Source organism: Rhizobium leguminosarum bv. viciae (assembly GCF_012276115.1).
Classification (GTDB): domain Bacteria; phylum Pseudomonadota; class Alphaproteobacteria; order Rhizobiales; family Rhizobiaceae; genus Rhizobium; species Rhizobium leguminosarum_T.
Map to the genome: position 1 here is coordinate 314,785 of NZ_WIEU01000003.1, position 23,524 is coordinate 338,308.

Genomic DNA, 23,524 nt, shown 5'->3' on the forward strand with positions numbered 1-23,524 from the left:
TTTCTTCGCCGGAGAGGCCGGTATAGGGGGTGGCTATTTCCCGGATTTTAGGTTAGTTGCGCCCCAAAGAAAAACATTTGCGTCTTCGGAGCGTCTCGACAGTCATCTACGACGCCGAAAGCCGAGTTACAAGGAAGTCTTATGGTCAAGGTCATCGCCTCTTCGGTCCGCAAGGGCAACGTTCTCGATGTCGACGGCAAGCTCTACGTCGTTCTCACTGCGCAGAACTTTCATCCGGGCAAGGGCACGCCGGTCACCCAGGTCGACATGCGCCGCATCGTCGACGGCGTGAAGGTTTCCGAGCGTTGGCGCACCACCGAACAGGTCGAGCGTGCCTTCGTCGAGGACGTGAACCATCAATTCCTCTACGAAGACGGCGAAGGCTTTCACTTCATGAACCCTGAAAACTACGATCAGGTCGTCGTCGATGTCGACACGATGGGGGACGACAAGGCTTATCTGCAGGAAGGCATGACCTGCGTTCTGTCAATGCATGAAGGCATTGCGCTGGCAATCCAGATGCCACGCCACGTCACGCTCGAAATCATGGAGACGGAACCGGTCGTCAAGGGCCAGACGGCTTCGTCGTCCTACAAGCCGGCCATACTGTCGAACGGCGTGCGCGCCATGGTGCCGCCGCACATCAATACCGGCACCCGCGTCGTCATCGCGACGGAAGATAATTCCTACGTCGAACGCGCCAAGGACTGATCCTGGTTTCAGCTTATCGAAGAGGCCGGCTCACGCCGGCCTTTTTTGTATCCGCCGTCTCGATTAATAATCGGAGCATGATGTCGTCCGAAGACCGCTCACACTTTTCGGCATCATGCTCTATCTTTTTGTTTTCACGCAATTCCGGACGCAAAACCGCGGCACACTTTTGCGCGACATGCTTTAGAGATGCGGGTTGCGCGGACGGTATTTCTTGACGAGCTTCTGGTTGATCTCAGCGGCGCCCGGCATGTTGGCACTGAGATAGATTGGCGCATCGCCGGATTTCGAAAGCTCCGAGGCGACTTCCGCGAAGATCGCATTGATGACCGTCACCCCGACTGCTGTCGAGACTGGCCCAACCCGAAGCCCGGTGCCTTCGAGATCGATAACGGCGTCACCCGGTGGCAGGCCGTTATCGAGCACCACATCGGCCGCGTCGGCGAGCCGCCGGCGGCCATTGGCGATCGCTGAGGAATAGGCGATCGACGTGACGGCAATCACCTTTGCGCCGATTTCACGCGCATAATCGGCGGCCTCGATCGGCGCGGCGTTCACGCCCGAATTGGAGGCGATGATGATGACATCGCCCGGCTGCATGCCGTAACGCTCCAGCATCGGCCGTACCAGGCCCTGCGTGCGCTCATAGACCGAACTGATGACCGCGCCCTCATGCAGCATGGCCGAGCCGACGAGTACCGGCACGGTGAAGGCGAGCCCGCCGGCACGATAGTGCACCTCTTCCGCCAGCATATGCGAATGGCCGGTGCCGAAGACATAGACGCGTTTGTCGCCGCGGGCAGCATCGAGGATGACGGCTGCTGCCTGCGCCATCGGCTCGGCAAGCGTCTGCTTGAGTTCTTCCAGCCGGCCGATGAGGTTGGAGAAATAGGCATCGGTGATATCAGTCATCCGGCTTATCCTTGATTTCAGGTCGCTTCGCCGCTGAGCCAGGTGGCGGTGACGGCAAGCGCATCGGTGAGATGCACGAGATCGGCACGCGCACCCGGCGAGAGATGGCCGCGATCGGCAAGCCTGAGGAACCGGGCCGGATAAAGGGTCGCCATGCGCAAAGCCTCGGCGAGCGTCAGGTCGAGATAGGTGACGCCGTAACGGATCGTCGAGATCATGTCGACATCGGAACCGGCCAGCGTGCCGTCGGACAACACCAGCTTCGAGCAGAAGCCGCCCCTTTCGCGCCGGACGGTGCGCCCGTTCAGCGTGAACGAGTCCTTCTCCGACCCGACGAGCGACATCGCATCGGTGACGAAGAACAGCTTGCCTTCGCCGCGTTTGGCGCGCAGCGCCGTGCGCAGGGCCTTCGGATCGACATGATGGCCGTCGGCGATAATGCCGCACCAGGTCGAAGGATGATCGATCGCCGCGCCGACGAGACCGGGCGCACGGTGTCCCAGCTGGCTCATGGCGTTGAAGAGATGCGTGACTCCCCGCGCGCCGGCATCGAAACGTTCTTCCGCCGCCTCGCTCGAACAATCGGAATGGCCGATGCTGACGATGACGCGGGCTTCCGCAAGCTCGCGCACCTGGGCAACCGTGACCTGCTCGGCGGCCATGGTGACCAGCAGCGTGCCGATCGCCTCGCGCGCCTGGATGAAGGCCTTGACATCGCGGTCATCCACCGGCCGCATCAGTTCCGCCAGATGCGCGCCCTTGCGCGCAGGCGCCAGATGCGGGCCTTCGAGATGCAGGCCGGCGACGCCGCGGTTCATTTTCACTGCCTCCTTGGCCGCCTCGATGGCGGCAATGGAGGCCTCTGATGTATCGGTGATCAGCGTCGGCAGCAGCGACGTCGTGCCATAGGGCCGGTGTCCCCCGGCGATAATGTCCATCGAAGCGGCGGAAGGCTCATCGTTCAGCATCCGCCCGGCGCCGCCATTGACCTGCGCATCGATGAAACCGGCGGACAGAACACCGCCGGCAAGCGTCACCACCTCGCCGTCCGGCAGATCGTTTTTCGCGACGATCGCTTCGACGCGGCCGCCGACAACGATGAGGGCCTTGTCGTCATGGAAGCGCTCGCCGTCGAAGATGCGGGCGCCGAGGAAGATCTTGCGGACCATCAGACCGTCTCCGTCACCTTGAGCAGGTTTGCCGGCTTGTCGGGATCGAAGCCCTTGCGGCGCGTCACCGACTCGATCAGCCGGTAATAGACGAGCAGCGACACCAGCGGATCGACGAGGCCGTTGCCCGTCGTCGGCACGCGCAGATGGACGCCGGAAAGCGGCTGCGTCGAGAAACCGACGGTGTTGGCGCCGAGTTTCTGCAGGCGTTCCAGCGCCTGCACATTGTTGGCGAAAGCCGCATCGTCGGGCGCAAAGGCGACGATCGGGAAGCCCGGCTGCACCAGGCGCATCGGACCATGCATCAGTTCCGCCAGCGAGAAGGCCTCGGCATGCAGGCCGGAGGTCTCCTTGGCCTTCAACGCCGCTTCGAGCGCGATCGCGAAAGCCGGGCCGCGGCCGGCGGTATAGAGCGAGGTCGCATTGAAGAGCACCTCCTCGGCTGCCGCCGTGTCGATGCCGGCGGTTGCCGAGAGCGCCTCCGGCAGCTTGCCGAGCGCGGCTTGCAGATCGGACGCACCGCCGATCGCAGCCGTTACCCCGGAAAGGGCTGCAACCGAGGCGATGAAGGATTTTGTCGCCGCGACACTCTTTTCAGCACCTGCATTGAGACCGAGAACAATATCGGCCTGCTTCGCAAGCGGGCTGTCGGTGACGTTGACGACGGCGATCGTCGTTGCTCCGCCCTTCTTCGCCGCATCCTGCAGCGCGACGATGTCGGGGCTGGCACCCGACTGCGAGACGGTGAAATGGACACCGCCCTTCAGATGCAGCGCCGCACCATAGACCGAAGCGATCGACGGGCCGACCGAGGCGACCGGAACGCCGCAGGTGATCTCGAAGAGATATTTGAAAAAGGTGGCGGCGTGGTCCGAGGAGCCGCGCGCCGCCGTCGTCACCACGCTCGGGCGGGCGGACGAAAACAGCCGGGCGATCTCGGCAAAGACCGGTTTTTCCTTTTCGAGCAGCGTGGCCACCACCTCGGGCGATTGGCCGGCTTCCTGCAGCATCAGTGACTGGTTGTCATTCATAGGTCATCTCCGATTCTCAATTCGGCAACGAAATCATAGGCATCGCCGCGATAATGCGAGCGGGTGTATTCGACGACGCGCTGGTCTTCCAGGCGCGAGACACGTTCGATCAGAAGCGCCGGCGCGCCTGATTTGACGTTCAGGATCGCGGCAGAGGACGGATCAAGCGTGACCGCAGTCAGCCGCTGCAGCGCGCGCACGGGCCTGTGGCCGCTGGCCGTCAACGCATCGTAGAGCGATCCCTCACCGCCGGCATCGTGTCCCAGGAACTTGATCGGCACCACGGCGCGTTCGATCGCCAGCGGCAGGCCGTCGGCAAGGCGCAAGCGGTCGAGTCTCAGCACCGGCTCGTCGCCGCCGAGGCCGAGCAGGAAGGATTCCTCCGGCGACGGCGTATTGACCGCCCGCGACAATATCCGTGCGGCCGGCAGACGCCCGCGCGAGCGCATGTCGGCGGAGAAGGAGGAAAGCCGCCACAGCGACTGTTCCATGCGCTCCACCCTGCTCGATACGAAAGTACCGCTTCCGTGGCGCGATTCCAGTGCGCCTGACGCCATCAGGTCGCGATAGGCGGTGCGCACGGTGACACGGCCGAGCTTCAAAGCCTCGGCAAGGTCGCGCTCGCCCGGCAGCGCTGTGCCGGGCTTCAGCAGCCCTTCCTGAATGAGGCCGGTCAGCGTCTGCGCCAGCCGCTTGTAGAGCGGCCCGGTCAGCGCCTCGTCACGCAGGCCGCGGCTCTTCAGTTCCGCTATCAGACTGGTTCTATCCATGGACACACAATAGAACCTATATAGAACCAATCGGCAAGTCAGAATCGAATATGGAACGAAAAAACCCTCACCGGCGGACCAGCAAGGGTTTCATAGCGCTCGAATTTGACAGCCGTGCGTGCGGCAGAAACACTCAGTTCTTGGTGAAGATATAATCCGTCTCCTGGCGCAGCACTTCGCCGGGGCGCAGGACCGCATTCGGAAAACCTTGGTGATTGATGGCATCCGGCCAGACCTGCGTCTCCAGGCAGAAGCCGGCGAATGGGCCGTATTTGCGCCCGCCGATGCCGGGCGCTCCGACATCGAGCTTGAAGCCGGCATAGAACTGCACGCCTGGCTCCGTGCTGCGCACTTCCAGCGACACACCGGAATAAAGGCTGCGGGCAAGCGCGACGCTCCGCTTGGCGGTACGCTCGCCCGACAGGCAGAAATTGTGGTCGTAAAATGCTTGTTGGCTGCCGACGAAACGCTTCATCGGCGCCATCTCGCGGAAATCGAATTCCGTGCCCTCGACGGGACGGATCTCACCGGTCGGCACCTGCTTCTCATCGGTCGGCAGATAGTGATCGGCGGCTATCATGATGTCATGGCCAAGCGCGTCTTCGCGGCCGTCGAGATTGAAATAGGCGTGCTGGCAGACATTGGCGAGCGTCGGCTGGTCGCTGGTCGATTCGTAGGTGATCGACAGTTCACCATTGCCATGCACCCAGAAAGTCGCCTGGATGGTGCAATTGCCGGGATAGCCGGCGCGGCCATCAGGATCGACGATCTTCAGCACCACGCGGTCGACGTCATGCTCGACGATCGTCCAATTGCGTTTGGCGATATTGTCGCTGCCGCCATGCAGATGCGTGACGCCGTTTTCATTCGGCTCGAGCTGATAGTCCTTACCGTCAAGCGTGAACCTGCCGCCGCCGACGCGGTTGGCGCAGCGGCCGGGCGTCGCGCCGAAGTAGGACGAATAAAGCAGATAGCTGTCGAAATCGTCGAAGCCAAGCTGCAGCGGCGCATCATGTCCCTCGAGACGCAGATCCTGGATGACCGCGCCCCAGCTGATGATCTTGGCCGTCAGCCCGCCGCCCTTGATCTCGACGCGATAGACGGTCTCGCCCGCCTGCGTCTGCCCGAAAACGTCCCGCTCCAACTTATCCGACATGATCGACCGTCCATTCTGTCCCTGCTGAATTTGCAGCGATTCAAACTGTGCATTGCACGTCCGACGAAGACGCGCGGTGTGGTAGGCTTCAGGACAGGAACCTGCCCGGATTTGCTTCGATCCGCAACCGGCGGATCAGAAAGAAAAGCCGCAGCAGTGATGCGGCGGCATAGGCTCGCGGCGCGATCGTCAACGGTCAGAGATCGGTGCCGATCTCTTCCACATCAAAGGGCGTCGTCTGGTAGATTTCGTTGATCCAATTGCCGAACAAGAGATGCGCATGGCTGCGCCAGCGGTTCTGCGGCGCAAGCGCCGGATCGTTATGCGGGAAGTAGTTGTGCGGCATCTTGATTGGCACGCCGGCATTGACGTCGCGGAAATACTCGTCGGAAAGCGAGGTGGAATCATATTCGACATGGTTGAACATGTAGAGCCGCCGGCCTCTCTTCTCGTGCACGAGGCAGACGCCCATTTCGCTGGACTCCATCAGGATCTCCAGGCTTTCGGATTTCTCGATGTCAGTGCGGCGCACTTCGGTCCAGCGCGACACCGGCACTTCGAAATTGTCGGAAAAGCCGTTGAGATAGATGGAGGACGGCTTGAGGTTCCGGTGACGGTAGACACCGAAGGCCTTCTCCTTCAGCTCGTATTTCGGAACGCCGTGAAAATGATATACCGCCGCCATCGCGCCCCAGCAGACGTTCATCGTCGAATGGACATTTGTTTCCGTCCAGTCGAGAATCTCCTGCATCTCCGGCCAATAGGTGACGTCCTCATAGGGCAAAAGCTCGATCGGCGCCCCGGTGATGATGAAGCCGTCGAACTTGCGGTGCTTTACCTCTTCCCAAGTCTGGTAGAAGGCAAGCAGATGATCCTCGGACGTATTCTTCGCCTTGTGGCCGCCGATGCGGATAAGCGACAGTTCCACCTGCAGCGGCGAGGCGCCGACGAGACGGGCCATCTGCAGTTCGGTCTTGATCTTGTTCGGCATGAGGTTCAGCAGCCCGATCTGCAACGGTCGGATATCCTGACGGATCGCCAACGTCTCGGTCATCACCCGCACACCCTCCTGAACCAGGGTTTCGAAGGCGGGCAGCGTATCGGGGATCTTGATGGGCATTGCGGTCACTCGATCAAAAACAAAAACCGGCGGCGACAAAAATCGCTACCGGTCCGCACGCGGCCCTTTAGCGACTTTTTTAACGTGGCTGCAAGCCGGCCGGCCAAATCACCACGGAGGCCTTAATTAGACCCAGTCTGATTGCGAATCAACTGGCGAATGCATGCAGGAGAGACTCATGCAAGCATCATCACACTTTAATGACTGATAGAATCTGTTGATAGACCGGTAACGCCACCATGTTATTTATAGGGGCATGGGCGATTTGGAAAAGCGTAATGGCAGATAAGATCGAGAGGAGGCCGGGCATCCGGAGGCAGGATAGGGTAGGGTATGATTTAAGCCTGACATATCGCCTCGGCGTCATGTTCTCAGCATTCTGGAATTCGGAAGTGCGTGGCAAGGTGCTGTTTCTGGCGACCGTGCTGATCCTCGTTATCCTGGCGACATCCTACGGCCAGGTCATCCTGAACGAGTGGAATGCTCCTTTCTACGACTCGCTGGAGCGCCGCGACCTCGGCGAATTCTTCCACCAGCTCGAAATCTTCGCGATGATCGCCGGCACGCTGCTGCTGCTCAACGTGCTGCAGGCCTGGCTGAACCAGATGACCGCGCTCTATATGCGCGAAGGCTTGTCGCGCGATCTGGTCGACCAGTGGCTGAAGCGCAAGCGAGCGCTGCGGCTCGCCTCCAGCGGCCTGATCGGCGTCAATCCAGACCAGCGTCTGCACGAGGATTCCCGCAACCTTGCCGAAAGCACGACAGGACTGGTTCTCGGCCTGCTGCAGTCGACCATTCTTCTTGTGAGCTTCATCGGCGTGCTCTGGGAACTTTCCAGCGGCTTCATCTTCCGCATCAGCGGCCACAGCTTCTCCATTCCAGGCTACATGGTCTGGGCGGCGATTTTCTATGCCGCTTCCGCCTCGGTGCTGAGCCAGGTGGTCGGCCGCAAGCTGGTGAAGCTCAATGCCGATCGTTTTTCGAAAGAGGCCGAGCTTCGCTTCACGCTGATGCACGCCAACGAAAACATGCCGGCAATCACCGTCGCCCGCGGCGAGGAGAACGAGCGTCGGCGCATCAACACCGATATCAGCTCGGTCCTGACAGTCGTCAAGCGGCTTGCCATGGCCAATACCAATCTCACCTGGGTTTCGGCCGGCTATGGCTGGCTGGTGATCGTCATCCCGATCATCGTTGCCGCCCCCGCCTATTTCTCCGGCGGTCTCACCCTCGGCCAGCTGATGATGTCCGTCGGTGCCTTCAACCAGGTCAACACGGCGCTGCGCTGGTATGTGTCCAATTTCGGCCCGATCGCCGAATGGCGCGCCACGCTGATGCGCGTCACCGATTTCCGCCAGGCGCTGGTCGAGATGGAAGAGGACTTCGACCTGAAGGACAGCATCGCCTATGAAAACGCCGCGCCCGACACGCTGACGCTGAAGGACGTGGTGATCGTTGCCAAGATCGGCGAAGACATCGAGGAATGCGGCGGTTTCCGCCTGCGTGAAACCGATGTCGTGATCAAGGCCGGCGAAAAAATCATGATCAACGGCGATCACAGCGTCAATCGCAAGCTGCTCTTCCAGGCGATGGCCGGGCTCTGGCCGTGCGGCAGCGGCACGATAGGCCTGCCGCCGATCGACGACATGCTCTTCGTTCCGCAGGTTGCCTATGTTCCCGGCGGCACGCTGCGCGAGGCGCTGGCCTTCCCCGAACGTCCCGAAGCCTACGAGAAAGCCGACGTCGAGGCGGCCCTCGACAAGGTTGGTCTCCATTCGCTGATCGCAAGGCTCGAAACCCGCGCCCGCTGGGACAAGCTGCTCGACAGCGACCAGCAGAAAGCGATCGGATTTGCCCGGCTGCTTCTCGTGCGCCCGCGCTGGATCATCTTCGACGAAGTGCTGGAAGGCATGGAGCCGGAATTTCAGGAAACAATGGCCAAACTGCTCACCTCGATGCCCGAAAGCGGCATGATCTACATCGGCCGCTCCGAGGCCTATCTCGAGGTGCTGAAGCCGCGCGTGCTGCATCTGCAGGCGCTGCCGTCAAAATCCGAGGAACAGCCGCCTGTCGTCCAGACCGGCGCCAGCGCCAGTGCCGGCGCTGCCGCCGTGCCCGCGCCGGCGCTGTAAAACGCCGCGCGTCCCAGCGTGTTGAGGAAAATCTCGTTGCCACGGTATGGCGAGGATGATGCGATCTTCGCCAAAATATGGGGCGAGGTGATGTATATGGCGACGATGAATGTTTCCCTGCCCGATCCAATGAAGGAATGGGTGGACGCTCAGACCAAAACCGGGCGTTACAGCAATGCGAGCGATTATGTCCGCGACTTGATACGGCGTGATCAAGAGCGCGCAGGTAAGCTGGCGGAATTGCAGCGTTTGATCACGGACGGGCTGGAAAGCGGCGTCAGTGATCGTCCCAAGGCCGATATTCTTCGAGAGGCGCGCGAACGGCTGGCTGCACGGCGTGTATGAAATACCGCACAACCGTCGAAGCGGATCGGGACGTAGTCGCGTTCTACGTTCTCGGCGCCGATCAGTTCGGCGCTTTGCAGTCGGAGCGATACGTCGATGACTTGTTCGACGCGTTTGAATTGTTGGCCGATAATCCACGCGTGGCCCGTGAGCGCCGTGAGCTAAACCCGCCGATGCGGCTCCATCCCTGGCAAAGCCTCTTTGCGTAGAGTTGGACCTATGGCCATTTTTTTCTGAAGCCGGCCGTCACATCGGCGGTATGACGCCGTTGAGGCCGACGGCGATCTGACTGGCCGAGATGCTGCCATCCGCCGCCGTCTCGCCGGTGATGACGACACCGGCACCGGGCTTCAGATCATCCTTGGTCGCAGGCGCCAACGTCACGATCGGCGTGCCATCGGCAATCGAGATGGTCTTTTCTTTGCCCTGATAGGTCAGCGTGATCGTGTGGCCGTCGACGGATTTGACGGCGTTGCTGACAGTCGCGTTGGTCATCTGGCTGTTCGGCTGCGCATCCCAGGGACGGTTGCCCTCACCGGTTCCCTTCATCGACGCCGGAAAGATCAGCACCTCGATCGCCCCGTCCGGGCCGGTGCCTTTCGGAAGCGAAGCGACGCCGACGAAATCGCCGGGCTTGATATCCTCGACGGAAGCTTTTTTGATGCCGCCGACCTTCCAGCCGGCTTTCAGCGCGACCGTCGCATCGCTGCCCTCGCGCGTCTTGACGACGAGCGTATCGCCGCTGAGGCTTTCGATGGCGCCGCGAACACGAATGCGCTGGGCGTCTTGCGCCTGTGCGGCTTGCGACAGGGCAAGCGCCACGAGGCTGCCGGCATTAAGTGCTGTGAGAAAACGGGAACGAGGCTTGCGAGACATATGACTTTTCCTTGTCGCCATTGCGATCGGCAATATCCCCGGCTGCCGGACGGCACCTTACGCCGCAGGACGACACACTGACGAATCAAGGAAAAGTGAGCCTTGAGCCTCGAGAAAATCTCAGCCTTCCAGCTCTTCCCGCAGCATTTCGAGCTCCAGCCACTCCTCTTCCATGTCAGTCAGGCTGGCGCGCAGTTTTTCCATCTCGCCGGCAAGCCGGTTGAAGGCTGCGGGATCGCGCGTGAAAAGATTGGGGTCTGCCATCACCTGTTCGCGCTTGGCGATTTCGGCTTCGGCCTTCGCCATTTCCTTTGGCAGGTTTTCCAGTGCGAATTTCTGCTTGAAGGAGAGCTTGACCTTCGAGCTGCCTGAAGCTGTTGCTTGCTGCGTCTTCGGCTTCTCCGCCGCCTTCTCGGCTTTTCTGCGCTCCTCAAGCGCGCCCTTGCGCTGTACAAGCATGTCCGAGTAGCCGCCGGCATATTCGATCCAGCGACCATCAGGCGCATCCGGCACGGCGGGTGCGATCGTCGAGGTCACGGTGCGGTCGAGGAAATCGCGGTCGTGGCTGACGAGGATGACGGTGCCGGGAAAGCCGGCGACAATCTCCTGCAGGAGATCGAGCGTTTCGATATCGAGGTCGTTGGTCGGCTCGTCGAGGATCAAGAGGTTCGTCGGGCGCGAAAGGATGCGCGCCAGCATCAGCCGGGCGCGTTCGCCGCCGGAGAGGTTTCTGATCGGCGTACGCGCCTGTTCCGGCTGAAACAGAAATTCCTTCATGTAGCCGGTGACATGGCGCTGCTCGCCGTTGACGAGCAGGTTTTCGCCGCGCCCATCCGTCAGATAGTTGGCAAGCGTATCCTCGGGATCGAGATCTTCGCGTTTCTGGTCGAGCGTCGCAATCTCCAGATTGGTGCCGAGCTTGACGATGCCGCTATCGGGTGAAAGCTGTCCGGTCAGCATCTTCAGCAGCGTCGTCTTGCCGGCGCCGTTCGGTCCGACCAGACCAATGCAGTCGCCGCGATGCACGCGGATCGAAAACGGCGTGACGATTGCCCTCTCACCGAAGCTCTTGGTGATCTTATCGGCCTCGATCACCAGCTTGCCGGATTCCTGCGCGTCCGAAACCGTCGCCTGCACCGTGCCCTGCGGTCCCTTGTGGCCGCGATAGTTCGAGCGCATCGTCTGCAGCTCGCCGAGACGGCGCATGTTGCGCTTACGCCGCGCCGTGACGCCATAGCGCAGCCAGTGCTCCTCGCGCTCGATCGACTTGCCGAGCTTGTGCTGCTCCAGCTCCTCGGCCTCCAGCACCTGATCGCGCCAGGCTTCGAAATGTGCAAAGCCCCTGTCGAGCCGGCGCGAGGTGCCGCGGTCGAGCCAGACGGTTGCCGTCGAGACCTTTTCGAGGAAACGCCGGTCGTGCGAGATCAGCACCAAGGCGCTGCGCGTTTTTTGCAGCTCGCCTTCCAGCCATTCGATCGTCGGCAGGTCGAGATGGTTGGTCGGTTCGTCGAGCAGAAGAATGTCCGGCTCCGGTGCCATAACCCGGGCAAGGGCTGCGCGCCGCGATTCGCCACCGGACAGCATCTTGGGGTCCTCATCGCCGCTCAGCCCGAGATGCGACAGCAGATAGGTGACACGATAGGGGTCATCGCCCGGGCCGAGGCCGGCCTCGGCATAGGCCTGCACCGTGTTGAAGCCGGCAAAATCCGGTGCCTGTTCGAGATAACGCACCGTCGAGGACGGATGGCGGAAGACCTCGCCGGACTGCGCCTCGACCAGGCCGGCGGCAATCTTCAGCAGCGTCGATTTTCCCGAGCCGTTACGCCCGACGAGACAGATTTTGTCGCCGGGCTCGATCTGCAGGCCGGCACCCGCCAGAAGCGGTGCACCGCCAAAGCTCAGGAAGATATCGTCGAGTTTCAGAATGGGAGGGGCCAAAAATCAGACTCCGGTAAGATCATAGGGCCGGGCGAGCACGAACGCTCGGCCACTGCGGAGCGAAAAGCGAACCTTGCCTTCCGCAACATTGGAAATGGTGCGCGACGAGCCGAAAGGCAGATGGAAATCTGCCAGCGGATAACGCGCATTCTCGATGGAAAGCCCTCTCAGCTCGCTGAATCCGGGCACGGAAAACAGGCTGCCCTTGGGAAGGTCCAGTTCGATCGCACCGGCAACCAGCGGCACTGCCTCTTCCTTGCCCGAGGTCAGCAGCAGGTCGAAACCCTCTTCCGCCAGGCTGACGGCCGACAGCAGATGCTGAAGCGCGTGGTCGGAACGTTCGCCGCCGAGCGCACCGGCGAGGATCAGCCGCCGCGCGCCCCGCGCGATGGCCTCCGCCACGGCGATTTCACCGTCCGTCGCCGCCTTCGCTGCCGGATAGGGCTGTTTCGGCACATCGGGAAATGCACCCGCGAGATCATCAGGTGTCGAATCGAAATCACCGACCCAGAGCTCCGGCGTAATACCGAGTGCTGCCGCATGCCGCATGCCGCCATCGGCCGCAATGAAGCGGCTGTCTTCGATGGCATCGCGCAGGCGCTCCGTCAGGCTGAGTTCGCCGCCAAGGAGAATGGTGAAGGTGGATTGGCTCATGGGCATTGCCCTTAGCGCAAACGAGGGGTCGAGGGGAAGGGCCGGCGAACGACGGCGTCTGCCTCAGCCCGGCGTATCCTTGTCGCGCGACAGGAAAACCGCCTCGTAGCCGCCGATGAAGCGCTCGAAAAGCGCCGCGAAGCGCTCGACATCTTCCTGCGGCCAGTCCGAAACGATTTCGGAAATGATCGCAAGCTTCTGCGCGACGATCTCGGCAAGCAGGTCCTGGCCGGCCTCGGTCATGACGACGACGATCCGCCGCGCATCGGCCTGCGAGGCCTCGCGGCGCAGCACGTTGCGGCCGACCATGTCGGCCACCACCCGGCTTGCCCGTGACGGATCGATGCGCAGCATCTCCGCGATCATGCCGACCGTGACCTCGCCGGCAGGCTGCGCCCTCCGCACGGCATCGAGCACGTCGAGATGCGATAGCTCGAGGCCCGGTGCAGCACTCTGGATCGCCAGCCGGCCGATCAGCCGCCGCCCGGTCATCAGCCGCATGCGCGCCATGCTCCGGCCGATACGCGGCACGTTTTCACGATCCGGCGCGGCCGGCTCCACAGAAGGGGTCTTGGTCAGGACGTCGCTCATCACAGGACCATAACAGAGCCGATTCAAAAATTGAATATGCCGATGTCATTAATGTGCCATTGACAACTATATGCTGTTAGCACATAAATGCACTTCAACCCGGAACGATGCCTCCCATGGACATGCAACTCGCGCCTGCGCCGCTCGTGACGGATCCTCGTCGCCGGCTTATCCTCTTCTTCTTCCTGATGACCGCCATGTTCATGGCGACGCTTGATAATCAGATCGTCTCCACTGCGCTGCCGACGATCGTCGGCGAATTCGGTCATCTCGAGCGTTTCGGCTGGATCGGCTCGGCCTATCTCCTGTCGCTGAGCGCAGTCATGCCGCTCTACGGCAAGCTCGGCGACCTGTTCGGCCGCAAATACGTGATGATGACGGCGATCATGATCTTCACCGTCGGATCGACAGTCTGCGGCCTTGCGGTCTCGATGAATACGCTGATCGCCGCCCGCGTGCTGCAGGGTCTTGGCGGCGGCGGCATCATGGTATCGATCTTCGCCGTCAACGCCGACCTGTTCGAGCCACGCGAGCGGGCGCGCTACCAGAGTTATTCCAGCCTCGTGCTGATGGCATCGGGCGCGATCGGCCCGGTGCTCGGCGGCACGATGAGCGATCTTTTCGGCTGGCGCTCGATCTTCCTCGTCAACGTGCCGATCGGCTTCATCGTGCTCGCCGGCCTTGCCTTCATGCTGCCGTACCGCAAACCGCATCGCCGCCCCAAGATCGATTATGCCGGTGCGCTTCTGCTTGCCATGACGACGACAAGCATCGTGCTTGCCACCGACAGCAGCGAACTGTTCGGTGCATTGATTTCGCCTGAGAGTATCGGCATCGTCGCCTTCGGCGTCGTCTGCGCCGTCACCTGGGTGTTCGTCGAGCGCCGCGCGCCCGAACCGATCGTTCCCCTGCAGCTGTTTCGCAATTCGACCTTCAGCCTGCTCCTGGTAATCTCGATCATGGGCGGCGCCATCGCCATCGGCATGGTCAATTATCTCGCCCTCTTCCTGCAGACCACGACCGGCCTTTCGCCGTCTGCCGCTGGCCTGCTCTTCATCCTTCTGACCGGCGGCCTCGTCTGCGGGTCGCTTTCCGCAGGCCGCATCATCTCGAAGACGGGGCGCTACAAGCCCTTCGCCATTGCAAGCCTCACCTGCAGTGCCATCGCCTTTGCACTGATGTCGCAGATCCACGCGGGAACGCCGATCGCCTTGATCGGCGCGGTCATGATGCTGCACGGCATCGGCATCGGCCTTGCCCAGCAGGTTCCCGTCATCGGCGTACAGAATGCAGCACCCGCCCGCGATGTCGGCGCCGCCACCGGCTCGGTGACGCTGTCGCGCATGGGCGGTGCCTCGATCGCCATTTCCATCTATGGCGCCATCATCGCCTCTCAGCTCGGCAAGGTCGGCATCTCCATTCCCGGCGTCGCCGATATCGAGCAGCTGACGCCGAAAATGATGGCCGCCCTTCCCGAAGCGAGCCGCCGGGCCGTCGCCGATACCTATGCCGCCGCTTTCTCGCCGCTCTTCATGACTTCCTGCGCCATTGCGCTGATCGGCCTTGCCGCCGCCATCATGCTGAAACCCGTGCAGCTGCCTCGCGCCGGCGAAACCACGAAGCCGCAACCGGCGACGGCGGAAGCTGCCGAATAGTCGAATCGTTACTGCGAGAGAATGCTTCATCGGGAGGCCTTCCTCTCGACGCCTATATCAAGGGTTGCAATTTTCTCGCAAGACTGTCGCTATCGAGCCGGTTGCTTCAATCGGGCCGTTCTTTTTCCGCGCCGTCGACGAATCTCCGCTTTGTGACGGAACTTTCGCCATAATTTCATCCGAGCGAAAGGAAGCCTTAATGCCTGAGGCTTGCTAAAATGCAACGGCGCCACATTTAAACGAAGTCTCGCTATGCAACCGATGCGTAAATCAGCTACAGCAACGACTTGTATCGGCCGATTGTGCAGCGCGAGATCAGGGGTGCGCACCTGTTGAGTTCCCCTTGCCACGGTCGGTCCGAATCTGCGGCAAACCGGCAAAACAGCGACATGATGCGGAGAATCAGACTGGACAGCTCGACGACGTGGAAATCGCCCGCGCTTTCCAGTGATGCCATCTCCGCGCCGCGGCGCTTCGCGCGTCGCATGATGCTGCTTTCGGCCCTCGCAATGGCGCTGAATGGCTGCCAATCGCTGATCGACCAATCCTATCAGCCCAGTGTCTCGCCTTCTTCCAATCCGCAGATCGTCGACGAGGTGCAGAAGAACGATCCGCGCGCGGCAATGGGCGCCCGCGAGCATCCGCGCATCGTGGCAAGCTATGGCGGCGAATACAAGGACGCCAAAACCGAGCGCCTCGTCGCCCGCATCGCCGGCGCGCTGACGGCGGTGTCGGAAAATCCGAGCCAGTCCTACCGCATCACCATTCTGAATTCGCCGGCGATCAACGCCTTCGCGCTGCCGGGCGGTTATCTCTACGTTACCCGCGGCCTGCTCGCCCTTGCCAACGACGCCTCGGAAGTCGCTGCTGTGCTGTCGCACGAAATGGGCCATGTGACGGCAAACCACGGCATCGAGCGGCAGAAGCGCGAAGAGGCCGAGGTCATCGCCAGCCGCGTCGTCGCCGAGGTCCTGTCCAGCGACATCGCCGGCAAGCAGGCGCTTGCCCGCGGCAAACTACGGCTCGCCGCCTTCTCCCGCCAGCAGGAACTGCAGGCCGATGTCATCGGCGTGCGCATGCTCGGCGAAGCCGGCTACGACCCTTATGCCGCCACCCGGTTCCTCGATTCGATGGCCGCTTACAGTCGCTTCATGTCGGTTGATCCCGAAGCCGACCAGAGCCTCGACTTCCTGTCGAGCCATCCGAATTCGGTCCAGCGCATAGAACTTGCCCGCACCCACGCCCGCGCCTTCGGCCAGGAAGGCTCGGTCGGCGACAAGGGTCGCAATTATTATCTCGACGGCATAGACGGACTGCTCTACGGCGACAGCCCGGAAGAAGGCTATGTGCGCGGCCAGACGTTCCTGCATGGCGGCCTCGGCATCCGTTTCGACGTACCGCCGGATTTCCACATCGACAACAAGGTCGAAGCGGTGATGGCCACCGGCCCGAACGACATCGCCGTCCGCTTCGACGGCGTCGCCGACAATCAGAACCAGAGCCTCACCAACTATATTTCCAGCGGCTGGGTGACCGGGCTCGACCCGTCGACCATCCAGCCGATCACCATCAACGGCATGGAAGCAGCCACCGCGCGCGCTAGCGCCGACCGCTGGGATTTCGATGTGACCGTGATCCGCAACAATTCGCAGATCTTCCGTTTCCTGACCGCCGTGCCGAAAGGCAGCGGCGCCCTTGAGCCAACGGCGAATGTGCTGCGGGCGAGCTTCCGCCGCATGACGCCGGCAGAGACCGCCTCGCTGAAGCCGCTGCGCATCCGCGTCGTCACCGTCCGGCCGGGTGAGAACATCTCGACGCTCGCCGCCCGCATGATGGGCACAGACCGCAAGCTCGATCTCTTCAAGCTCATCAACGCCCTGCCCACTGGTGCAGCCGTTGCAACAGGCGATCGCGTCAAGATCATCGCCGAATAAAAAAGGCCCGGTTTGCGCCGGGCCAGTCTGTGCTGCTGGAGGGGATAAGGTTCAGGCGTAGGCCGCCATATGCGGATCGGCGCTGACGAGCGCGCTGCGAAGCTTCTCCATCGCCCGGCTTTCGATCTGACGCACGCGCTCCTTGGAAATGCCGAGATCGGCACCGAGCTCTTCGAGCGTGGCACCGTCTTCCGCCAGACGCCGGGCGCTGATGATCTTCATCTCGCGTTCGTTGAGATGTTTCAGCGCCGAGGCGAGCCAGACTCGGCGGCGCTCGCCGTCGATCATGTTGGACACCTGCTCGTCCGGCAGGGGATCGTCGCTGACGAGGAAGTCCATCTTCTCCGCACTCTCGGCATCGCCGGAGACCGAAGGCGCCTGCAGCGAGGCGTCGTTGCCGGAAAGCCTAGCATCCATCGTCTGCACATCCGAGAGGCTGACGCCGAGGGCCGCGGCGATTTCCTGGTGAATGGATTGCAGCGTCAGCTGCGTGTCACCCTTGGCGAGCTTGGCGCGCAGACGGCGCAGATTGAAGAACAACGCTTTTTGCGCCGAACTCGTGCCGCCGCGCACGATCGACCAGTTGCGCAGGATATAATCCTGGATCGACGCCCTGATCCACCAGCTTGCATAGGTGGAAAAGCGCACGTCGCGTTCCGGCTCGAAGCGGGCGGCGGCCTCGAGCAGACCGACATAGCCCTCCTGCACCAGATCGCTCATCGGCAGGCCGAAATTGCGGAACTTGCCGGCCATGGATATGACGAGGCGCATATGGGCCATGGCGATCTGGTTGCGCGCACCACGGTCGTCATGATCCTTCCAACGGGTGGCGAGATCGTGCTCTTCCTGGCGGGCGAGATAAGGCGCGGCCATCGCGATTTTGATCATGCGCCGATCTGCAGACATGTTCTTCATTTCAATCTCCCGAAACAGGCCTCTCGCCCTGAAATGAACAATAAAACTCATCTTCCGGAACATCGCTGTCCGGATTGAATGGGGTTTTGAATGCATAAAAGCCTCGCCCCTGGACTTTTCAGGGGGAGGCCCTATTTCTCATCATGTGCCGGTAAGACGGCTGGGCAGGATCTGTTTCTTCACCTTGCCGGATGGGCAATATAGAAAAGGCATGATCCGCTCCTCATCGAACATTGACGGAATAGCAGTTCGCCCGTGAGGCCATTGCCCGACGAGCAGTCCACAATTACGTCTGGTAAACGCAGCAATCGGGAAAAAGTTCCAATAAAAAAACCCGGCTCGAAGGCCGGGTTTTTTGACAGAAAAAACAGGGTCGCTTTATGCGGCTTCGTCCTGTGAATCGTCTTCTTCGATGGCCTTGCCGCGCTTCGGACCCTTGTTGAGATTGGTCTCCACGAGGCGGACGGCTTCGGTTTCCGACATCTTGTTGACCGCGGCGATTTCGCGCGCCATGCGGTCGAGCGCAGCCTCATAAAGCTGACGCTCGGAATAGGACTGTTCAGGCTGGTTCTCGGCACGATAGAGATCGCGCACGACTTCAGCGATGGAAATCAAGTCGCCGGAATTGATCTTGGCATCATATTCCTGGGCGCGGCGGGACCACATGGTGCGCTTGACGCGCGCCTTGCCCTGCACAACCTTCAAAGCACGCTCGACGAAATCCGTTTCCGAAAGCTTGCGCATACCAATGCTCATGGCCTTCGCGACCGGAACCTTCAGACGCATTTTGTCCTTCTCGAAATCGATAACGAAAAGTTCGAGCTTCATGCCGGCAACTTCTTGCTCTTCGATAGCGGTGATGGTACCGACGCCATGAGCGGGGTAGACAATCGATTCACCGGTCTTGAAGCCGTGACGTGCTGTAGAAGGCTTTTTCTGCTGAGTCGTCATTCTATTCAAAAACTCCCTGTTACGCTTCCGGCGGCGGCCGGAGCCGGGTCAGTCAGGCCCGGGTGAGACGGTAGTATCCGTCGGGTGACTTCACTCTGGTCCCATCGGGCAAAAGCAAAGACTTCTTGCGCACGATCTTGGGACCCGGCGCTCAAAGCGTTGATATGTCACGGAAACCGTGTACGGATTTGTTTTGCTTTCGTGATGGTTTTGGGCATGCGTCATGCCACAAATGGAACAGTAGACGAAACCTATCATAAAAATATGAGGAAATCAATAATTTGCTTCGCTTGAGTCATGCGGGCAACACATGTCACCCATATGCCTCACGCAACTTTTAAAACGTTTCGCCTCGCGGTCGCCCGAATCCGGGGACCGGATATGGGCGCTGTCTCAATCGCCGGAACCGGGCTTCTCCGAAAAATACTTCTCGAATTTTCCGGTCTCGCCATCCATTTCCTTGGCCTCGGGCAACGGGTCCTTCTTGACCGTGATATTCGGCCAGATCGTGGCATATTCGGTATTGATTTTCAGCCATTTGTCGAGGCCAGGCTCGGTATCGGGCTTGATCGCCTCGGCGGGACATTCAGGTTCGCAGACGCCGCAATCGATGCATTCGTCGGGATGGATGACGAGGAAATTCTCGCCCTCGTAGAAGCAGTCGACAGGGCAGACTTCCACGCAATCGGTGTATTTGCACTTGATGCAATTGTCGGTCACGACATAGGTCATGAAGAACTCCAGGATTTCCATGCGGATGGGGCCGGGCAACCTGGAACGTCGCGCCTATCCCCGTGCCGGAGGAAAAGCGTGAGCAGGCTTGGGAGGCAAGCACGCTTCCGGCAGGTTGTCAGTGACCTATCGGCTTTATCGCCGGATTTCAAGGATAAACGATCTGCAAAAGCCGTCGCCGCAGACAGAGTTTTCTAATCCTCGTCCGACATCAGCCTGTCGATTGCACGTCTTTCCTTTTTGGTCGGACGGCCGGTGCCGGTCGCCCGGATCGCCTGCTCGTAGGGCGTGAGACGTTTTGCCTCATCGGGCGGCGGGGATTGGTCGTCGTAGAGCAGACGCGCCTCCTCGTAAGGTCCCCGCCGTTCGCCGGCAAGGCGCATGACGAGAACGACATCGCGCCGTTCCAGCGTCAGCTCGATACGGTCGCCCGGCTTGACCATCTGGCTTGGATGGCTGCAACGCTCGCCGTTGATGCGCACATGGCCCGATTGGATATGGCTCTGCGCCAGCGAGCGCGACTTCACCATGCGCGCGAAGAACAGCCACTTGTCGATGCGCTGGCGCGAACCGCTTGTCGGCTGTATCTCCCCGCTCATGATTACTTCTTCATCTGCTCCTTGAGAGCTGCGAGCTTGGCGAAAGGCGAATCCGGATCGATCGGCTTCTCCTTGCGCGGCGGCTTGGCCTCGAAGCGCAACGGCTGCGAGCCGCCACGATTGTTGTTGCGGTCGTTGCGATCGTTACGCTCGCCGCGATCCTTGCGATCGCCACGATCCTGCCGATCGCCACGCGGCTGGTCGCCCCGTGGTTGGTTGTTGCGGTCGCCTCTTGCCTGCTGCGGTCGGCCACCATCGCGACCGCCGCCTTCCTTGCCACGATTCTGGCGATTGTTGTCGCGGCCGTCGCCGCCACGATTGCCCTCGCCGCCTTCACCGCCGCCCGGCCGGCGATTGCGGTCGCCGCGTTCCTGGTTCTGACCGCGCTCCTGGCCCTGGGCGCCACGGCGTTCGCCATGCCCGCCGCGCCCCTGGCGCTGATTGTCGTTGCGACCGCCAAGACGCCACAGAAGAACCGGCTTCGGTTCCGTCGGCTCGCCGGCTTCCCCAGGAGCAGGTCCTGCTTCCTCGGAAGCCGCTTCCGCTTCCGCAGGAGCGGAGATTTCCCCGGCAGCAGAGGCTTCCGCCGGAGCGGCTGCTTCGATCGCTTCGGCCGGAGCGGTGCTTTCGACGGCTTCCGTCACCGGCGCGTCGGCGACCGCCGAAGCCGCCTCGGTTGTGGATGGCTCGGCAGCAGTCTCTTCCGCGGCGCCATCGGCATCGTCGTGGTCGGCCTTCTCGGCTGTCTCTTCCGCAGGCGTTTGCGCGCTGGCGGCAGGCACTGAGGCTGCATCCTGCGCCGCAAGATGGACCGATGCTTCTTCCGCCTTCACGGCATCGGCGCGATAGCCGAGACCCTTGAGGATTTCTTCCATGTCCTCGAGCGTCGCACCGAGGATCGACAGCATCGCCGTCGTCGTCGTGAAGCGGCGGCCGTCATAGGCGCCCTCCGGACGGTTGTTCTGACCGGGCTTCCATTGCAGCAGCGGACGGATGATATCGGCAAGCCGTTCCAGGATGTCGATACGCACGGCACGCTTGCCGAGGAAACGGAAGCCGGCGAGCTTGTAGAACATCCGCTCGAAACTCGGATCGGTGACGACAGAGGTGCGACCGGCGGCAAGCACGGGAATGAGATCGCCGTAGCCCGGCTTGTCGAGACCGTCGTTCTTCAGCGCCCAAAGCAGCGTGATGAGTTCGGCCGGCGCCGGCTTCAGAAGTGCCGGGACGAAGATATGATAGGCGCCGAAACGCACGCCGTAGCGGCGCATGGAGGCGCGGGCTTCCTGGTCCAGCGACTTCACTTCCTCGGTCACGTCGCGGCGGAACAGTACCCCGAGATTCTCGACGAGCTGGAAGGCAAGCCCCTTGGCGAGACCCTGTAGGTCCTCGGCGCGCGACAGATCATCGAGCGGCTTCAGCACCGTGCTGATATGATGATTGACGAAGCGCTCGATGCGGGCGGCAACGTGATCGCGGGCATTGCCCGTCAGTTGTTCATCAGCGAGCAGAATCACGCGCGGACGCATGATGTGATCGCTGCCCGAAAGCCGCGCCACCGGGTCGCCCAGCCAACGGATCAACCCATCCGAACCGATCACCAGATCGCTGTTGCCGGCGGCGTGCATCCGGGCCGCACGGGCTTCGAACTCGAGCCCGAGCGCCTTCTGCGACGCAGCCTGAACCGCCTTGGCATCCGGTCCGTCCGTTCCCGCCACCGGCGTGAAACGGAATCCGCTCAACTGCCCCACATGATGTCCTTCAACGAAGACATCGCCATTCACACTGATTTCAGCTTCCAGCATCGCATTCTCTCTCAGGCGCTTCATGAGCACAGATGTCCTGCGATCAACAAAGCGTTTCGTCAACCTTTCATGTAACGCGTCGGACAATCGATCTTCGATTTCCCGCGTCTTTTCCTGCCAGTGTGTCGGATCGGCAAGCCAACCGGGCCGATTCGAAACGTAGGTCCAGGTCCTTATCTGCGCGATTCGCGCCGAAAGCGTGTCAATTTCGCCATCTGTTCGATCGGAGCGATGAACCTGCTCCGCAAGAAACTGCTCGTTCACCGTGCCATAGCGGACGAGATCGGAAAAGAGGGTCGAGATAAGATCGGCATGTTGTGCTGGGGTGATACGCCGATAGTCGGGAAGCGCGCAAGCCTCCCAGAGTTTTTCGACGCGCGCCGGCCTGTCGGCGAGATCGATGACCTCGGGATAACGCGAAAGCTGTTCCAGCGCCTGCTGGTCGACCGCAGGCAGCGCCCGCGTCAGGCCCGGCACGCGCGGACCCGCCTCGAGGCTGGCGCGCAGCGACGCGATTGAGGCGAAGTCCATCTCCGTTGTCCGCCACTGCAAAACCTTGACGTTGTCGAACTCGTGTCCTTCGATGCGCTGCACCAGCTCGTCGTCGAAGGGCGAGACTTGCCCGGTGACGCCGAAGGTCCCGTCCCGCACATGCCGCCCGGCGCGCCCGGCGACCTGGCCGAGTTCGCCCGGATTGAGATTGCGAAACTGGTAACCGTCGAATTTCCGGTCCTGGGCAAAGGCGACGTGATCGACATCGAGGTTGAGGCCCATGCCGATCGCATCGGTCGCCACCAGATATTCGACGTCGCCTGCCTGATAAAGCGCCACCTGCGCATTGCGGGTGCGCGGGCTAAGCGCGCCGAGCACGACCGCCGCGCCACCGCGCTGCCGGCGGATGAGCTCGGCGATGGCATAGACCTCGTCGGCGGAGAAGGCGACGATGGCCGAACGCTGCGGCAGCCGGGTGATCTTCTTCTGCCCGGCATAGAAAAGATGCGAAAGCCGCGGCCGCTCGACGATAGTGATGCCGGGCAGGAGCTGCTGCAGGATAGGCCGCATCGTCGCCGCGCCGAGCAGCAGCGTTTCCTCGCGGCCGCGCAGATGCAGGATGCGGTCGGTGAAGATATGGCCGCGCTCGAGATCGCCGGCGAGCTGCACCTCGTCGATCGCGACGAAGGCGGCTCTGGTCTCGCGCGGCATCGCTTCGACAGTGCAGACGGAAAAACGCGCATTGGGCGGCGAAATCTTTTCCTCGCCGGTGACCAGCGCCACATTCTGCACGCCGACCTTCTCGACCACCCGCGTATAGACCTCGCGCGCCAGCAGCCGCAGCGGCAGGCCGATCACGCCCGTCCCGTGCGCGACCATGCGCTCGATGGCATAATGGGTCTTGCCGGTATTGGTCGGCCCGAGCACCGCGGTCACACCGCGCCCACTCAGAATCATCGGCTGCGAAGTCAGAGTCATGGGTCCATGCAAATGAGGCGGGTGGCCCCAGGAAAATCTCGGCTCCTCGATGGAAGCT

The 23,524-nt window shown here is 61.6% G+C and carries 21 protein-coding genes and 1 riboswitch; of the genes, 6 read left to right on the forward strand and 15 right to left on the reverse strand.

Annotation, left to right across the window (positions count from 1 at the left end; translation table 11 throughout):
* Positions 1-141: 141 nt before the first annotated feature.
* Positions 142-711, forward strand: a complete 570-nt coding sequence (gene efp / locus GFM02_RS07395; protein ID WP_168268646.1) for an elongation factor P — start codon at positions 142-144, stop codon at positions 709-711.
* A 183-nt stretch (positions 712-894) separates the two neighbouring features.
* On the opposite strand, the gene GFM02_RS07400 is transcribed toward efp, so the two are convergent.
* From GFM02_RS07400 to metA, 6 genes are all read right to left on the reverse strand, one after another.
* Positions 895-1,623 (reverse strand): SIS domain-containing protein, encoded by a 729-nt coding sequence (locus tag GFM02_RS07400; RefSeq protein ID WP_168268648.1) that lies wholly within the window; start codon positions 1,621-1,623, stop codon positions 895-897.
* A 17-nt stretch (positions 1,624-1,640) separates the two neighbouring features.
* Positions 1,641-2,792 (reverse strand): N-acetylglucosamine-6-phosphate deacetylase, encoded by a 1,152-nt coding sequence (gene nagA / locus GFM02_RS07405; RefSeq protein ID WP_168268650.1) that lies wholly within the window; start codon positions 2,790-2,792, stop codon positions 1,641-1,643.
* On the reverse strand, positions 2,792-3,823 hold the full coding sequence (locus tag GFM02_RS07410; protein WP_168268653.1) for an SIS domain-containing protein: 1,032 nt from the start codon (positions 3,821-3,823) through the stop codon (positions 2,792-2,794). The genes nagA and GFM02_RS07410 overlap by 1 nt, the downstream gene beginning before the upstream one ends.
* Positions 3,820-4,593, reverse strand: a complete 774-nt coding sequence (locus GFM02_RS07415) for a GntR family transcriptional regulator (protein WP_131620037.1) — start codon at positions 4,591-4,593, stop codon at positions 3,820-3,822. Before GFM02_RS07415 ends, GFM02_RS07410 begins: the two co-directional genes overlap by 4 nt.
* A 133-nt stretch (positions 4,594-4,726) precedes the next feature.
* A complete protein-coding gene (locus GFM02_RS07420) occupies positions 4,727-5,749 on the reverse strand; it encodes an aldose epimerase family protein (RefSeq protein WP_168268655.1) in 1,023 nt (340 codons plus the stop codon).
* A gap of 196 nt (positions 5,750-5,945) precedes the next feature.
* Positions 5,946-6,869, reverse strand: a complete 924-nt coding sequence (metA, locus tag GFM02_RS07425; protein WP_168268657.1) for a homoserine O-acetyltransferase MetA — start codon at positions 6,867-6,869, stop codon at positions 5,946-5,948.
* A gap of 47 nt (positions 6,870-6,916) precedes the next feature.
* Positions 6,917-6,994: riboswitch (SAM riboswitch) on the reverse strand.
* Between the two features lie 114 nt (positions 6,995-7,108).
* Between metA and GFM02_RS07430 the strand changes: the two genes are divergently transcribed.
* The 3 genes from GFM02_RS07430 (at position 7,109) to GFM02_RS07440 (ending at position 9,555) form a co-directional block, all read left to right on the forward strand.
* Positions 7,109-9,001 carry an ABC transporter ATP-binding protein/permease gene (locus GFM02_RS07430; RefSeq protein WP_205930207.1) on the forward strand — a complete coding sequence of 631 codons (1,893 nt, stop codon included), beginning with the start codon at positions 7,109-7,111 and terminating at the stop codon, positions 8,999-9,001.
* A gap of 96 nt (positions 9,002-9,097) precedes the next feature.
* Entirely contained in the window at positions 9,098-9,346 is a 249-nt protein-coding gene (locus GFM02_RS07435; RefSeq protein ID WP_168268764.1) for a type II toxin-antitoxin system ParD family antitoxin, read from the forward strand.
* On the forward strand, positions 9,343-9,555 hold the full coding sequence (locus tag GFM02_RS07440; protein ID WP_168321282.1) for a type II toxin-antitoxin system RelE/ParE family toxin: 213 nt from the start codon (positions 9,343-9,345) through the stop codon (positions 9,553-9,555). The genes GFM02_RS07435 and GFM02_RS07440 overlap by 4 nt, the downstream gene beginning before the upstream one ends.
* A gap of 37 nt (positions 9,556-9,592) precedes the next feature.
* Here the strand turns inward: GFM02_RS07440 and GFM02_RS07445 are convergent, their stop codons facing one another.
* The 4 genes from GFM02_RS07445 to GFM02_RS07460 all read right to left on the reverse strand — a co-directional run bounded on the left by GFM02_RS07445 (position 9,593) and on the right by GFM02_RS07460 (position 13,405).
* Positions 9,593-10,222 carry a hypothetical protein gene (locus GFM02_RS07445; RefSeq protein ID WP_168268661.1) on the reverse strand — a complete coding sequence of 210 codons (630 nt, stop codon included), beginning with the start codon at positions 10,220-10,222 and terminating at the stop codon, positions 9,593-9,595.
* Between the two features lie 120 nt (positions 10,223-10,342).
* Positions 10,343-12,160, reverse strand: a complete 1,818-nt coding sequence (locus GFM02_RS07450; RefSeq protein WP_168268663.1) for an ABC-F family ATP-binding cassette domain-containing protein — start codon at positions 12,158-12,160, stop codon at positions 10,343-10,345.
* A 3-nt stretch (positions 12,161-12,163) separates the two neighbouring features.
* Positions 12,164-12,820 (reverse strand): thiamine diphosphokinase, encoded by a 657-nt coding sequence (locus tag GFM02_RS07455; protein WP_205930208.1) that lies wholly within the window; start codon positions 12,818-12,820, stop codon positions 12,164-12,166.
* Between the two features lie 57 nt (positions 12,821-12,877).
* Positions 12,878-13,405, reverse strand: a complete 528-nt coding sequence (locus GFM02_RS07460; RefSeq protein WP_168268667.1) for a MarR family winged helix-turn-helix transcriptional regulator — start codon at positions 13,403-13,405, stop codon at positions 12,878-12,880.
* Positions 13,406-13,521: 116 nt separating this feature from the next.
* Between GFM02_RS07460 and GFM02_RS07465 the strand changes: the two genes are divergently transcribed.
* A complete protein-coding gene (locus GFM02_RS07465; protein ID WP_168268669.1) occupies positions 13,522-15,060 on the forward strand; it encodes an MDR family MFS transporter in 1,539 nt (512 codons plus the stop codon).
* Positions 15,061-15,449: 389 nt separating this feature from the next.
* On the forward strand, positions 15,450-16,994 hold the full coding sequence (locus GFM02_RS07470; RefSeq protein WP_168268672.1) for a M48 family metalloprotease: 1,545 nt from the start codon (positions 15,450-15,452) through the stop codon (positions 16,992-16,994).
* Between the two features lie 51 nt (positions 16,995-17,045).
* On the opposite strand, the gene GFM02_RS07475 is transcribed toward GFM02_RS07470, so the two are convergent.
* From GFM02_RS07475 to GFM02_RS07495, 5 genes are all read right to left on the reverse strand, one after another.
* Positions 17,046-17,909 carry an RNA polymerase factor sigma-32 gene (locus GFM02_RS07475; protein WP_012759432.1) on the reverse strand — a complete coding sequence of 288 codons (864 nt, stop codon included), beginning with the start codon at positions 17,907-17,909 and terminating at the stop codon, positions 17,046-17,048.
* A 378-nt stretch (positions 17,910-18,287) separates the two neighbouring features.
* Positions 18,288-18,860: a CarD family transcriptional regulator gene (locus tag GFM02_RS07480; protein WP_003543775.1), complete on the reverse strand. Its 573-nt coding sequence runs from the start codon at positions 18,858-18,860 to the stop codon at positions 18,288-18,290.
* Between the two features lie 393 nt (positions 18,861-19,253).
* The gene (gene fdxA, locus GFM02_RS07485; RefSeq protein WP_003567552.1) at positions 19,254-19,592 is read right to left on the reverse strand and encodes a ferredoxin FdxA; all 339 of its coding nucleotides are present in this window, start codon (positions 19,590-19,592) and stop codon (positions 19,254-19,256) included.
* Positions 19,593-19,786: 194 nt separating this feature from the next.
* Entirely contained in the window at positions 19,787-20,191 is a 405-nt protein-coding gene (locus GFM02_RS07490) for an RNA-binding S4 domain-containing protein (protein WP_020052120.1), read from the reverse strand.
* 2 nt (positions 20,192-20,193) lie between these two features.
* Positions 20,194-23,466, reverse strand: coding sequence for a helicase-related protein (locus tag GFM02_RS07495; protein ID WP_168268674.1), 3,273 nt, complete (start codon positions 23,464-23,466; stop codon positions 20,194-20,196).
* Between the last annotated feature and the right edge of the window lie 58 nt (positions 23,467-23,524).